At 41.9% G+C, this 14,163-nt stretch carries 12 protein-coding genes and 1 riboswitch; of the genes, 7 read left to right on the top strand and 5 right to left on the bottom strand.

Annotated features, from left to right (window positions below; all coding sequences use genetic code 11):
- Positions 1-16: 16 nt before the first annotated feature.
- From dapB to AN213_RS00365, 5 genes are all read left to right on the top strand, one after another.
- The gene (gene dapB / locus AN213_RS00385; protein ID WP_055196797.1) at positions 17-814 is read left to right on the top strand and encodes a 4-hydroxy-tetrahydrodipicolinate reductase; all 798 of its coding nucleotides are present in this window, start codon (positions 17-19) and stop codon (positions 812-814) included.
- Positions 815-1,021: 207 nt separating this feature from the next.
- Entirely contained in the window at positions 1,022-2,158 is a 1,137-nt protein-coding gene (carA, locus tag AN213_RS00380) for a glutamine-hydrolyzing carbamoyl-phosphate synthase small subunit (protein WP_055020805.1), read from the top strand.
- 16 nt (positions 2,159-2,174) lie between these two features.
- Positions 2,175-5,393 (top strand): carbamoyl-phosphate synthase large subunit, encoded by a 3,219-nt coding sequence (gene carB / locus AN213_RS00375; RefSeq protein WP_055020806.1) that lies wholly within the window; start codon positions 2,175-2,177, stop codon positions 5,391-5,393.
- Between the two features lie 51 nt (positions 5,394-5,444).
- Positions 5,445-5,921: a transcription elongation factor GreA gene (gene greA / locus AN213_RS00370; RefSeq protein WP_054561700.1), complete on the top strand. Its 477-nt coding sequence runs from the start codon at positions 5,445-5,447 to the stop codon at positions 5,919-5,921.
- 118 nt (positions 5,922-6,039) lie between these two features.
- Complete coding sequence (locus AN213_RS00365; RefSeq protein WP_055196795.1) at positions 6,040-7,083, top strand: S66 peptidase family protein; 1,044 nt, start codon at positions 6,040-6,042, stop codon at positions 7,081-7,083.
- A gap of 36 nt (positions 7,084-7,119) precedes the next feature.
- On the opposite strand, the gene AN213_RS00360 is transcribed toward AN213_RS00365, so the two are convergent.
- Positions 7,120-7,776 (bottom strand): nitroreductase family protein, encoded by a 657-nt coding sequence (locus AN213_RS00360; protein WP_055197431.1) that lies wholly within the window; start codon positions 7,774-7,776, stop codon positions 7,120-7,122.
- Positions 7,777-7,878: 102 nt separating this feature from the next.
- Here AN213_RS00360 and AN213_RS00355 point away from each other — a divergent pair, with 102 nt between their 5' ends.
- Together AN213_RS00355 and ribB are read left to right on the top strand one after the other, a co-directional pair.
- Positions 7,879-8,817 (top strand): LysR family transcriptional regulator, encoded by a 939-nt coding sequence (locus AN213_RS00355; protein ID WP_054561698.1) that lies wholly within the window; start codon positions 7,879-7,881, stop codon positions 8,815-8,817.
- Positions 8,818-8,864: 47 nt separating this feature from the next.
- Positions 8,865-9,012: riboswitch (FMN riboswitch) on the top strand.
- 112 nt (positions 9,013-9,124) lie between these two features.
- On the top strand, positions 9,125-9,778 hold the full coding sequence (gene ribB / locus AN213_RS00350) for a 3,4-dihydroxy-2-butanone-4-phosphate synthase (protein ID WP_095209697.1): 654 nt from the start codon (positions 9,125-9,127) through the stop codon (positions 9,776-9,778).
- 56 nt (positions 9,779-9,834) lie between these two features.
- Here the strand turns inward: ribB and AN213_RS00345 are convergent, their stop codons facing one another.
- The 4 genes from AN213_RS00345 to AN213_RS00330 all read right to left on the bottom strand — a co-directional run bounded on the left by AN213_RS00345 (position 9,835) and on the right by AN213_RS00330 (position 14,134).
- Entirely contained in the window at positions 9,835-11,277 is a 1,443-nt protein-coding gene (locus tag AN213_RS00345; RefSeq protein ID WP_055196793.1) for a serine hydrolase domain-containing protein, read from the bottom strand.
- 22 nt (positions 11,278-11,299) lie between these two features.
- Complete coding sequence (locus AN213_RS00340; protein WP_055196791.1) at positions 11,300-11,545, bottom strand: hypothetical protein; 246 nt, start codon at positions 11,543-11,545, stop codon at positions 11,300-11,302.
- 100 nt (positions 11,546-11,645) lie between these two features.
- On the bottom strand, positions 11,646-12,509 hold the full coding sequence (locus AN213_RS00335) for a D-Ala-D-Ala carboxypeptidase family metallohydrolase (RefSeq protein ID WP_055196788.1): 864 nt from the start codon (positions 12,507-12,509) through the stop codon (positions 11,646-11,648).
- A gap of 8 nt (positions 12,510-12,517) precedes the next feature.
- On the bottom strand, positions 12,518-14,134 hold the full coding sequence (locus AN213_RS00330; RefSeq protein ID WP_055196787.1) for a murein L,D-transpeptidase: 1,617 nt from the start codon (positions 14,132-14,134) through the stop codon (positions 12,518-12,520).
- Positions 14,135-14,163 lie beyond the last annotated feature (29 nt).

The raw sequence follows: 14,163 nt of genomic DNA, 5'->3' as shown, positions 1-14,163 counted from the left end.
TAGATAAGGTAACTATATGAACCGCATAGGTGTATTTGGCGCAAACGGCCGCATGGGACTTGCACTTTTAGAAGCTGTCTCAAAAAAAGATGACGCAACATTAACGGGCGCGTACGTGCGTGATAACTCGCCACTTTTAGATATTGCGGTTAATCAATTAAATAGCGCTGCATCAGCAGATGTATCATTTAGTAAAGAAACAGACGTAAAAGATGCAGATGTATTGATTGATTTCACTTTACCGGCAGGAATGCGCAACCATTTAAAAATAGCGGTCGAAAAAAATATCGCCATGGTTATTGGTACTACGGGCCTTAACCAAGATGATCTTGATGCGCTTCATGAAGCGGCGAAACACATTCCGATTGTTTTTGCCCGCAACTATAGCGTAGGTGTGAATTTACTGCTTAACTTAGTGCAGACTGCGGCTGTGAAGTTTGGCGATGATATGGATATCGAAATATTTGAGGCCCACCATCGTCACAAAATCGATGCGCCATCAGGAACTGCATTGGCAATTGGTGAAGCTATTGCCGAGGCAAAAGGTTGGCTGCATGATGAAGTCGCGCGTTTTGATAGAAGCAATGACGAACACGCAAAATCGCAAAATGAAATCGGTTATTCAGTCATGAGAGGCGGAGATATAGTAGGTGAACACACCGCATATTTCGCAACTTCTGGCGAAAGGCTAGAATTAACTCATAAAGCAAGTTCAAGAATGACCTTCGCATTAGGTGCTGTAAGAGCTGCGGGCTGGTTGAAAAATAAACCAGCTGGACTTTATGACATGCAAGATGTGCTTGACTTGAAGTAGTTTAGTTTCTTTTTTGGCAGTTTCAGTGAATTTTTAGTTAATAACGCTTATTTTTACTATTTTATTAATTAAGATTAGATCTGAATGCTAATTTACTGTAGAATAGCGCCAATTTGCCAAAAATTCATAAATGCGTGTTTCCAATCGCTATAAACGGGCAGTAGAGCAAATGACTTTACTCCCGTTTTTTACTGTTAGGAGGTTAACTTGACTAAATCCGCTCTGTTAGTCCTAGAAGACGGCACAGTGTTTCGCGGTACTGCAATCGGCGCTGACGGCATGTCAGTCGGTGAAGTAGTATTCAATACGTCTATGACTGGTTATCAAGAAATTTTGACTGACCCTTCATACGCGGAACAAATCGTAACTTTGACGTACCCACATATCGGTAATACGGGTACTAACAGCGAAGACGAAGAAGCGGGTCAAATCTGGGCTAAAGGCCTAGTGATCCGTGATTTGCCACTGCTAGCAAGTAATTTCCGTAACGAGCAATCGTTAAGTGATTACTTAAAAGAACGCAATATCTTAGGTATTGCTGACATCGACACTCGTAAATTAACACGTATCTTACGTGATAAAGGCGCTCAAAATGGTTGTATCATTGCAGGCGACGAGTTAGATGAGAATAAAGCGCTTGAAGCTGCGCAAGCCTTCCCAGGCTTAAAAGGCATGGATTTAGCAAAAGTTGTCTCAACCAAGGAAAATTTTGAGTGGCGCGAATCAAGCTGGACGTTAGGTTCAGGCTTTAAAACGCTAGAAGCAGCAGACGAGAAGTTCCACGTTGTTGCTTATGACTTCGGTGTTAAACGTAATATCTTACGTATGTTAGTTGACCGCGGTTGTAAATTAACCGTTGTTCCTGCACAAACATCTGCAGAAGACGTACTGGCATTAAACCCAGACGGTATCTTCTTATCAAATGGCCCAGGCGACCCTGAGCCGTGTACATACGCGATTGAAGCAATTAAAACTTTCCTAGAAACAGACACGCCAATTTTTGGTATCTGTTTAGGTCACCAATTACTTGCACTTGCTTCAGGTGCACAAACGGTGAAAATGAAGTTTGGTCACCACGGTGGTAACCACCCAGTTAAAGACCTTGACCGCAATGTTGTAATGATCACAGCGCAAAACCACGGTTTCGCAGCTGACGAAGCAACATTACCAGCGAATTTACGTGCAACTCACGTATCATTATTCGATGGCACGCTACAAGGTATTCACCGCACAGATAAGCCTGCATTTAGCTTCCAAGGTCACCCTGAAGCAAGCCCTGGTCCACATGATGCGGCGCCATTATTTGACCACTTCATCGACCTGATGCAAGCACGTTCTAACTAATTTAACCGGAGTAACAATGCCAAAACGTACCGACATAAAAAGCATTCTTATCTTAGGCGCAGGCCCGATCGTAATCGGTCAAGCTTGTGAATTTGACTACTCTGGTGCACAAGCGTGTAAAGCACTACGAGAAGAAGGCTTTCGAGTAATTCTTGTAAACTCGAACCCTGCAACTATCATGACTGACCCTGAAATGGCGGATGCGACGTACATCGAGCCAATTCACTGGGAAGTGGTAGAGAAAATCATTGAAAAAGAAAAGCCAGATGCAGTACTGCCTACTATGGGTGGTCAAACAGCATTAAACTGTGCACTTGATTTAGATAAGCACGGCGTACTGGCAAAACACGGTGTTGAGTTAATCGGTGCAACTGCTGATGCAATCGATAAAGCTGAAAACCGTGAGCGTTTTGACGTAGCAATGAAGAACATTGGCCTTGAGTGTCCGCGTGCAGAAATCGCTCACTCAATGGAAGAAGCACACGATGTACTTAGCCGTATCGGTTTCCCATGTATCATTCGTCCATCATTCACTATGGGTGGTACCGGTGGTGGTGTTGCATACAACCAAGAAGAATTTGATGAAATTTGTGAGCGTGGTTTAGATTTATCACCAACAAATGAACTTTTAATCGATGAATCATTAATCGGTTGGAAAGAGTACGAAATGGAAGTTGTTCGTGACAAAAACGACAACTGTATCATCGTATGTTCTATCGAAAACTTTGACCCTATGGGTGTTCACACTGGTGACTCAATCACGGTTGCTCCTGCGCAAACACTAACTGATAAAGAATACCAAATCATGCGTAATGCATCGATGGCGGTACTTCGTGAAATCGGTGTTGAAACAGGTGGTTCAAACGTACAGTTTGGTGTGAATCCAGTTGATGGCCGTATGGTTATCATCGAGATGAACCCACGTGTATCGCGTTCTTCAGCACTAGCATCAAAAGCAACGGGTTTCCCAATTGCGAAAATCGCTGCAAAACTAGCAGTAGGTTACACGCTTGATGAGCTACAAAACGACATCACTGGCGGTAAAACACCAGCGTCTTTCGAGCCGTCAATTGACTACGTTGTTACTAAGATCCCACGTTTTAACTTCGAAAAATTCGCAGGTTCAAACGACCGTCTAACAACACAGATGAAATCTGTGGGTGAAGTGATGGCAATTGGTCGTAACCAACAAGAGTCACTGCATAAAGCATTACGTGGTCTTGAAGTAGGCGCAACGGGCTTTAACCCAATTGTTGCCCTTGATGATCCGAAAGCAAAAGAAAAAATCATCCGTGAATTACGTGAGCCAGGTGCTGAGCGTATTTGGTACGTTGCTGATGCAATGCGTCACGGTATGAGCGTAGAAGACGTATTCGAATTAACTAAGATTGACCCTTGGTACTTAGTACAAATCGAAGACATCTTAAAAGACGAAGCAACAATCAGCGAAGTAGGTATGGCTGGTTTAAATGCTGAGTTTTTACGCAAGCTTAAGCGTAAAGGTTTTGCTGATGCGCGTATCGCTGAAATTGCCGGTGTTTCTGAAGCAGAAATTCGTAAGAAGCGTCACCAGTTAGATATCGTGCCTGTATATAAGCGCGTTGATACGTGTGCTGCAGAGTTCAGCTCAGACACAGCTTACATGTACTCATCTTATGATGAAGAATGTGAAGCGAACCCATCTGAAAAAGATAAAATCATGGTAATCGGTGGTGGTCCTAACCGTATCGGTCAAGGTATCGAATTCGATTACTGTTGTGTTCACGCAGCATTAGCTTTACGTGAAGACGGCTATGAAACAATTATGGTTAACTGTAACCCTGAAACTGTTTCAACTGACTACGACACATCTGATCGTTTATTCTTCGAGCCAATCACGCTTGAAGATGTATTAGAAATCGTACGCGTTGAAAAGCCAAAAGGTGTTATCGTTCAGTACGGTGGTCAAACACCACTGAAACTTGCTCGTGAACTTGAAGCGAATGGTGTGCCAGTTATTGGTACTTCACCAGATGCAATCGACCGTGCAGAAGACCGTGAGCGTTTCCAACAGCTTGTTGAGCGTCTAGATCTTCTTCAACCAGAGAATGCAACGGTTACTTCTTTAGAAGAAGCGATTGTTAAGTCTGCTGAAATCGGCTTCCCACTTGTTGTACGTCCTTCATATGTATTAGGTGGTCGCGCAATGGAAGTAGTTTATGATGAAGACGATTTACGTCGTTACATGACAGAAGCAGTATCAGCGTCAAATGAAGCGCCAGTACTACTTGACCACTTCTTAGATAACGCAATCGAAGTTGACGTTGATGCTATCTGTGACGGTGAGCAAGTAATCATCGGTGGTATCATGGAGCACATTGAGCAAGCAGGTGTTCACTCAGGTGACTCAGCGTGTTCATTACCAGCTCACTCACTAACTGCTGAAGTACAAGACGTAATGCGTAAGCAAGTGACTGATATGGCACTAGAGCTTGGCGTAGTAGGTCTGATGAATACTCAGTTTGCTGTGAAAGACGGTAAAGTTTACTTAATCGAAGTAAACCCTCGTGCTGCGCGTACAGTACCGTTTGTTTCTAAAGCGACAGGTATTGCACTTGCTAAAGTTGCAGCACGTTGTATGGCGGGTCAGTCGCTAGCAAGCCAAGGTATTACAAAAGAAGTAATCCCTCCTTACTACAGCGTAAAAGAAGTGGTACTGCCATTTGCTAAGTTCCAAGGTGTTGACCCAATCCGTGGCCCAGAAATGCGCTCAACGGGTGAGGTAATGGGTGTTGGTGAAACTTTCGCCGAAGCATTCGCTAAAGCACAATTAGGTGCAAGCAACACTTTACCACGCGGTGGTCGCGCGTTACTATCGGTACGCAACAGTGACAAACCACGTATCGTTGAACTAGCTAAAACCATGACTGATCTTGGTTTCGAGTTAGATGCAACAGGTGGCACTGCAAAAGCACTTGAAGAAGCAGGCATTGCAGTTCGTCGCGTGAATAAAGTATACGAAGGTCGTCCTCATATTCTTGATAGAATTAAAAATGGTGAATACAGCTACATTGTAAACACTACTGAAGGCCGCCAAGCGATTGAAGATTCGAAGGTGTTACGTCGTGGTGCGTTACAGCATAAGACTAACTACACAACGACTCTGAACGCGGCATTTGCTAACTGTACTGCAAACCAAGCAGACGACCGTAGCAAGGTGACGTCAGTTCAGGAACTACATCAGCGAATGAACTAAGGAAATGTGCCAAGGGCGAGGCAATCGCCCTTGGGATTAAGTGAGAATAATATGCAATCAATTCCGATGACAGTTCGTGGTGCAGCATTACTGCGCGAAGAACTTAACGAATTAAAAACAGTTACCCGTCCAAAAATCGTTGCTGATATCGCTGAAGCACGTGAGCACGGTGATTTGAAAGAAAACGCTGAATACCATGCTGCTCGTGAGCAACAAGGTTTCTGCGAAGGCCGTATTCAAGAAATTGAAGCGAAGCTTTCAAATGTGCAAATCATTGATGTAACTAAAATGCCTAACACAGGTAAAGTTATTTTTGGCACAACGGTTACTATCGTTAATGTTGAAACCGATGCTGAAGTAAAATACCGAATCGTAGGCGATGACGAAGCAGATATCAAAAACAATCTGATCTCTGTTAACTCACCAATCGCGCGTGGTTTAATTGGTAAAGAGGTAGATGATGCCGTTATCATTAAAACGCCAAACGGTGAAGTAGAGTACGAAATCATTGAAGTTGAGTATATTTAGTAGCTTAACCAAGCATTGAGAAAAACCGCAGTTCATACTGCGGTTTTTTTATGCCTGTTTACAGCCGTGAATTTATTCGGTACGTTGGCTACAAGACAGTCGTAATGAAGGAGTAATAATGGCGAAAATTCAGTATCCTAAACCGCTTGAGCAAGGTGATAAAATAGCCATATGTGCTTTTTCATCTGGTGTTGATAAAGCCTTTTATGAGCGCTTAGACATAGTACTTAATGGCTTAACAGCCAAAGGTTTTACTGTTATTGAAGGTGCCTGCTTACGTCAGTCACACAACAGTGCAAAGCAACGTGCTGATGAGCTAATGCAGTATTTAACTGATGATTCAATCGCAGCCATTATGCCGCCATGGGGCGGTGATCTTACTATGGAAATTTTACCTCTTCTGGATTTCAATGCGATAAGTAAAGCAAGGCCTAAGTGGTTGGTTGGCTTTTCTGATATCAGCACGTTTGCATGTGCATTAACAACTCGTTGTGGCTGGGCAACTTTGCACGCTGCAAATTTAATGCAAATTCACCCTGAGGATCCCGATGTTTATTTAGCAAATATATTCAGTGCCATGTCGCTTGAAGAAAAACAGCAACTCCATCAAGTCGCGTCGCCATTTTATCAGCAAAAGCCAATTGATTATAAAGCTAAGCCAGAGGCTCAATTTGACTATACTGCTCCTAGCCAATGGCGATGTATTAACTATAAAGATAAACGCCAAATTGAAGTGTCTGGGCGATTAATTGGCGGTTGTTTAGATACGTTAGGTCTGTTGCTACCCTCAAATTACTATGCATTGCATGAGTTTAAAAAACAGTATGCACCAGAGGGGTTAATTTTATACCTAGAAAATGCAGAGCTTAGTCCGATGGCCCTTGCACGTTGTTTGTTATCGTTAAAGTTGAATGATGTTTTTACTGATGTAAATGCTGTGGTATTTGGCCGCAGCCCTGCAATTAATAACGACTGCTACTTCGATGAATACCAAGCAATAGAACTTGCATTTAAAGGCAATTTGTTCCCAGTTATCGTTGATGCCGACATTGGCCACGTAGCCCCTAATTTAGCATTAATTAATGGTGCTGTTGCCACAATAACAGCAGATTTGTGTGAAGGTATGGCGAGTAATGTGGTTGTGAAGACTGACCTTAAATAACAATTATGCAGGCCAAGCCTGCATAATCTTTACGCTTTAAACTACAGTAATTACCGCATCTTTATCTAAACGCGATTTTGGTAATGCAGCATTATAATCTTGCTCTGGCTCGTGATAACCAATAGCGAGTGCCACCTCACATACATAACCACCTAACTCATCAGCGAATAGCTCACCGAGTAAGTCTTTATCGACACCTTCCATCGGTGTTGAATCTAAACCTAAACGAGCCACTGTGTGCATGGTATTACCTAATGCAATGTAGGTTTGAGCTTTAGTCCAAGCGGCGTTATCACCTTGCTCATCTGTATTTAAATCAACAAAGGCGAAGGCACCAAAAGCCTGCTCTTTGTTTTCAGCTTTTGTACGGCCATTAGCAATATCGGCATCAATTACTTTTTCATAATCAGCACGTTTATAGCTTGGGTTATAAGCAAATAAAATGGTGTGTGATGCCGCTTTTGCATGAACTTGGTTAAACTGAAACTTATTTGCAAAACTATCATGCAGACGCTGTTTACCTTGCTCTGATTCAATTACCACAAATTTCCATGGTTGAGAATTAATAGACGATGGCGACAGGCGTAATGCTTCTAAAATTACAGTTAAGTCTGCTTGGCTAATTTGTTTTGAAGCGTCGTAACGTTTACTTGTATAACGGCGTTGTAAGTCTGAAATGATTGGGTGTGTCATGATTTGCTCCCGCATGTATAACATTTAGGTGCAGTTTACGCCTTGCATACTATACGATAAAGCGCATAATCGAATAAACATTATCAAAAATTTTTAGTTAATATGTTGGTTGAAGATCTCAAATTAATCCTCAAGGTTGCTGAGTTTCGTAGTATTACAACCGCAGCAGCCAAATTAGACATGCGAGCCGCTACCGCCAGCGCTGCTATTAAGCGTGTTGAAGCAGCGCTGGGTGCTGAGTTATTTGTTCGTACAACTCGTCATTTGCGGTTATCTGCGGCTGGGGAGCGCTTTTTACCTCAGTGTCAGCAAGCAGTGCTCATGCTAGACCAAGCCACACTTGCCTTAAAAGGTGAGCATGATGAAATTGATGGGGAGCTTAGAGTCGCATTATCTTCAGACTTAGGCCGCAACATCATTATCCCATGGTTAGATGAGTTACTTGATGAGTATCCAAAGCTGAGTATGCGCCCGCATATTAGCGATAGTAATGTCGACTTTTACCGAGACTCCGTTGATTTTGCACTTAGGTATGGCTCGCCATCCGACTCAAATTTATATGGCTTTAAAATTTGTAATGTTCCGCGGCTGTTATGTGCAACCCCAGAGTACATTGCCGAACATGGCGCGCCGACACATCCCGATGAATTAAATCAGCATCAAGGCCTATTTTATCAACTGCAAGATATCATAAATAATGTCTGGGAATTTACCGATGGAACCGAGCGTTTTAAAGTGAAAATGCAAGGCCGTAGAGCATCTAATGATGGCGATTTGGTAAGGCGTTGGTGTGTTGCTGGTAAAGGCCTAGCGGTTAAATCTTGCATTGATATTAGTGATGATTTACTAAGTGGGCGGGTAGTGCCAGTCATGCAAAATTATCCTCACTTATGTGCAGAGCTTTGGCTAATATGCCCAAGTCGACAATCTATTACACCCGCGGTTCGTCTAGTGCGTGATATATGCCGAGAAAAAACCAAGGCGATACTCAATCAACTGATTGAAAAAGGCATATTAGATAAGCGGGTACTCGATAACTAATTACTTTAGGTATAGAATAGCTTGGCTTATTCATCTTATTGATTAAGCAACATTCTCAGGGCGGGGTGAAATTCCCCACCGGCGGTATACTTTGAAATAAAGTGAGCCCGCGAGCGCTTTAACTTTGGTTAAAGGTCAGCAGATCTGGTGAGAGGCCAGAGCCGACGGTGATAGTCCGGATGAAAGAGAAAGATGATGTAGAAAATCTATAAAACAGTAATTGGCTGCCTGCGGGTGGTCTTTTTTGCTGTGCCTTTCAATGTCCTGAATCTTTTCATATTTAATTTAATAGGTATTAAAAATGATGATTCAGTCTTCTTTACTCAGCCAATTTGGCGAACCACTTGAACGCGTTGAACGTGCCATTGCTGCTTTGCAGCAGGGTGAAGGCGTGCTTGTAGTAGATGACGAAAACCGTGAAAACGAAGGTGATTTTGTGTATTCAGCACAGCACCTGACCACAGAGCAAATGGCCATGATGATCCGTGAAGGCAGCGGTATTGTGTGTCTTTGCATGGGCGATGAGCGTGTTAAACAGCTTGATTTACCACAAATGGTTGAGCATAACACCAGTCAGAACAAAACAGCGTATACAGTGACCATTGAAGCTAAAACGGGCGTGACAACTGGCGTTTCAGCAGCTGATCGTGTAACCACCATTAAAGCGGCAACAGCAGACAATGCAAAGCCTGAAGATTTATCTCGCCCAGGGCATGTGTTTGGACTGCGTGCACAAACGGGTGGTGTATTAGTCCGTCGTGGCCATACTGAGGCATCGGTTGATTTAATGCAGTTAGCGGGTTTAACACCGTTTGGTGTTATTTGCGAATTAACGAATCCAGATGGTTCAATGGCTCGCTTGCCTGAAGTTAGCAAGTTTGCCTGTGAGCACAATATGCCCGTTGTATCGATTGAAGATTTAGTTGCTTATATCCAAGCAACGCAAAAACAGGCTTGTTAAAAGCTTTATGCTTTGAGCTGTAAGTCAAAAAGTGAGGCCACTTTTGTGGCCTATATTTATTGTAATTTCTCAATCGCTTGCTTAGCACTTTCACTGTCAGGATTAAGTTTTAACGCACTTTTGTAACTTGCTAATGCTTTTTGTTTATCACCTGCTGCTAAATATGCTTCACCTAAACTGTCAAATGTATTTGCTGATTCTGGATAAGATTGATTATTGAGTTCAAACACCGTGATTGCGGCGCCTAGCTCATCCATTTGCATTAATTCATAGCCAAAGTAGTTTAGCGACCTTTCTCTAGGCGTATTACCCTCACTCACCATTTGCTGATAGGTATTCTTTAACCCTGCAATACCTTCACGTTTAAATACGTTATAAAGTTTACTATCTACATGCTCTGTCGCTTTTTCGTAGGGTTTGCCATAGTAGATTGCAAGTAAGCCATTAGTCATGGGGGTGAGTGGCGCACCACCAGTGTTATTTAAAATAATAACCAGTAATTTGTCTTCGATTATTCTACTTATAAACGCATTAAAACCATTGATGCCACCGCCATGTTGAATACGGGTTAGCGGTTTTCCGTAGGTGCTTTTATCAAGGTTTGTAACTTCCCAACCAAGCGCATAATTTCTTTGCTCAGAAACTTGATACATCTGTTTCTTATACTCTTTGTTCAATAACTTATCCGTGTAGAGAGCTTGATCCCATTTTAGTAAATCCCGTGCTGTTGAGTACATTGATCCTGCTGCATATGGGATAGACATATCTAAATAATCAGTATTGCTATAACCTCCTAGGCCATTGTCATAACCCGATACGCGAAATTTAATGATTTTATTGTGAGAATCATAGCCTGTATCCTTCATATCGAGTGGATCTAAAATATTCTTCTGTAATACATCTTGATATTTTTGACCTGTTACCTTTTCGATTACCGCACCCAAAATAAAATAGCCAGAGTTGCTATAACGAAATTCAGTGCCAGGCTCGAACACTAGATCATCACTACATAGCAAGCGAATAAATTCATCAACACTGTAAGGGTTTCGGCTGTACTCATCACGAAAAGATTTTGCCTGAGTATAATTTCCAAGACCAGAGGTGTGATTAAGTATTTGGCGAAGGGTAATTTTAGTGGCTATATCTTTTCTGTAATCAGGGAGGTATGTTGCAAGGTGATCATCGAGTTTAAGTTTTCCATCTTGTGCCAATTGCAGAATTAACATGGCGGTAAATTGTTTGGTAATTGAACCAATTCTAAATTTACTTTTATTACTATGTCTTATATCCCATTCAAAGTTGGCATAGCCAACGCTTTGTTCAAACAGTACTTTTCCATCCTTAGCAACTAATACATTGCCATTAAACTGCTTAAAGTTATGAAAGCCACTAATAAAGTCAGCCATCTCTGCTTGCATGTTTTGGCTATGTGCGAGGCTTGAAATTGCGACTAAATAAAAAACTACAAGCAACCTTAGCTTATTAAAGAATATGTTCATTGCTGTCCTTGTTATTTGTTGGTTACATTAATCGATGTAAAACCTCATTGCGCATAGCTTGATTAATAAGGCTTACCATTCTGGTGTGGTCTAAATTACTATAATGCACTATGGATACACTCTTATTGTGAAGTGCTTGCCAATAACCAGCGGAGCTTATTGGGTCAACGTTACTGACATAGAGTGTGGTTCTATTAGCTGATTGTTTGCCGTTCAGTAGGGCGATTAAATCAAGTTGTGTTTCATCAATACCACTGCCTTTAATCACGCTTTTACTGAGATTTTTTCACTACACACAACAACTTACCAATCAAGCAGTAATAATGCAATTGGATAATATTTAAACAAGGAATATATGTAGCTTGCAATTACCACCTAGCGGTAAATCCACGGTTATCTATGTGAACAAAACCACCGTGGTGGGAGGCGGGTTTATAACGGCCAATACCGCCATTATAGCGGCTCTGTTTTTGGAACTTTTCAAACACTTTATAAAGCACATCAACATCAGCAACCGTTAGTTTGCCATCGCCGTTTAAATCGTCCATTCGGCCATCACCATCTTCGTCTATATATAGGTCAAAGGCATCGCCGTATTGGTGTCGGCTGTGTTTGCCATTACCAATTGAGCGATTGTAATGGGGTGTTCTATAGCCGCTGATAAAGGCAAATTTACTGACTTTAATCCCTTCATTTTGTACAAACCTGAGCAGATCTTCGAGCATCATCAAGCCATCGTTGTTGACATAAAGATACTTTGGAAAGCCACTCAATTGCTTACAAATTACGTTTTTAACTTGCACATGAGGAGTCAGCTGGCGTGATAAGTCTTTCTCAAAAATTTCTATAAACCCGTTTGGCGCACTGTATTGTGTATAGCCTTTATAAGGGGCAGGGTAGAGGCCTATTTGATAATTATTCAATTGCTTATTGTTAGCATTGAATGGTTTTTTCACTATAACGAGTAAGCGTTTTCTCGTTTTGTTGTTACTCAGTACTAGGCTATAAAACCCTGCATTTTCTGGGGCATAAACGGCAATGCTATTTGGCCCTAATCGCTCAGTCTCAACATCTGATACTGCAGTTGGAGCAAAATCAGCCGTGTTATCAAGTGTTAGAACTTGTTTTGCATCAAGTACAAGGCTGTGCAGCGAATCAGTTAATTCAATGGCAGCAACAGAGCATGTAGTTAACGCTAAGCACACACTAAAAATAATACGGCTGAAATACATAGTGACCTCTAAATTGTATTGTTTGCTAATGGTGTGGTGAGTGCTTTTAATAACGCGCCATCGCGATTATAAACGTCGGTATAAAATTGTAGGCCTTCGTCGTTACCCGCAACGGTCCAATACATTAAAAGTACGTCTAGCGGTTTTGATAAGCTGACTTTTTTAGTTTCTTTTGCAGCAATGGCGTCATCAATTTCACTACGGCTCCAATTATCCGAGGTTTCTAATATTTTCTCAGCTAAGGTGAATGGATCATCAACTCTTACACAGCCGTGGCTAAATGCACGTTGGTCTTGCTGGAATAAACTTTTTGCAGGGGTATCGTGCAAATAGATTGAGTATTTATTAGGGAACATAAACTTGATTTGCCCTAATGAATTATTCTCTGATGGCTGTTGTACAAACCAATACGGGAAGTTTTTGCGGCTAGCATTCGGCCAATCAATACTCTCGCTATCAACTGGGTTACGGCGACTATCAACCACAACAAAGTCTTTCTCGTTTAAGTAGTTTGGGTTTTCTTTCATTTTTTTAATGATGCCACCTGAAATACTCCGCGGTACTGTCCACGTCGGATTCATCACGATATAGCTCATTTGCCCTTTAAATATTGGGGTTTTGGTGTAGTTTCTGCCTACAACTACATTGGTTTGCCATTTCAATTTGTTGTCTTCAAACAAATACAGCAAATAGCCTGCGATATTTACCACTAAGAAGCGATCTGTTAGCGTGTTATCAACCCAACGAATGCGCTCTAGGTTTACTAAAATATCATTAACATACTCACTGTAATCTTTGTTGAGTAGTTTTAACGTTGCATTGCCAATCACACCATCATCAGCAACTTGATGGGCATTTTGAAAGCGTTTAACTGCTGCGACTAGCTCATCGTTATAATCAGTGGCATCACTGTTACTGCCGTCAAAATACTTTAGTCGTTTTAACTTTTGTCTTAAAAGCGGCACTGCTGGGGCTGATTGCCCGGGTTTTAATGCTTTATTTTGCAGTGCGAAGTCAGGTAACTCGCCAGTGGCATCAAGCTCTCGATAAAACACGAGGGCGTCTTTTAAGCGCTTATAATGAGGTAAAACAGGCTTGAGGTTTTCAAGCCCCTTTTCAAGGCTTTTTGATTTTACATGTTTAAGTAATGAGGCCGCTGCAGCATCTGGGCTGACATCAAACTGTTCATAGTTCCATGTGGCTGCTAGTTGTTTAGGGTTTACTTTTCCGCGAATTAAGTGTTTTGCATAGGTCATCACGGCATCAGTCATTAGAACATCAAACTGTGCTTCGACGGCATCTGCTCCGCGTTTATCTATTTCGCTGGCTAGCGCCATTAATGTATCAAAGTGATAGTCGTTAGGAGATAGCCCTTCAAGTTCTGCTTGCGCAATTAAGTTGAGCGCTTGCTTGGCATATTTTACGTTGTCCCACACTCGTTCAAAACTATTTGCTTTATAAGTAGCAACGGTCATTTCTGGGGAGTGGATTTGTTGTCCTTCTATACTGTGAGACTCACCAATCAGAATAGGCTCAAGCTGTTGTTGTAAGTATTGGTTTTCGGCCAGCACAGGCATACAAATGGATAAACAACTAACCAAAGCTGTGTAGCGTAGAATTTTCATAGCTATGTCCTTATAACGTATTTAGTAAT

Source organism: Pseudoalteromonas sp. P1-8 (genome assembly GCF_001399985.1).
Taxonomy (GTDB): Bacteria; Pseudomonadota; Gammaproteobacteria; order Enterobacterales; family Alteromonadaceae; genus Pseudoalteromonas.
Note: the sequence above shows the minus strand (reverse complement) of the source record. Positions and strands in the feature narration are given on the sequence as shown.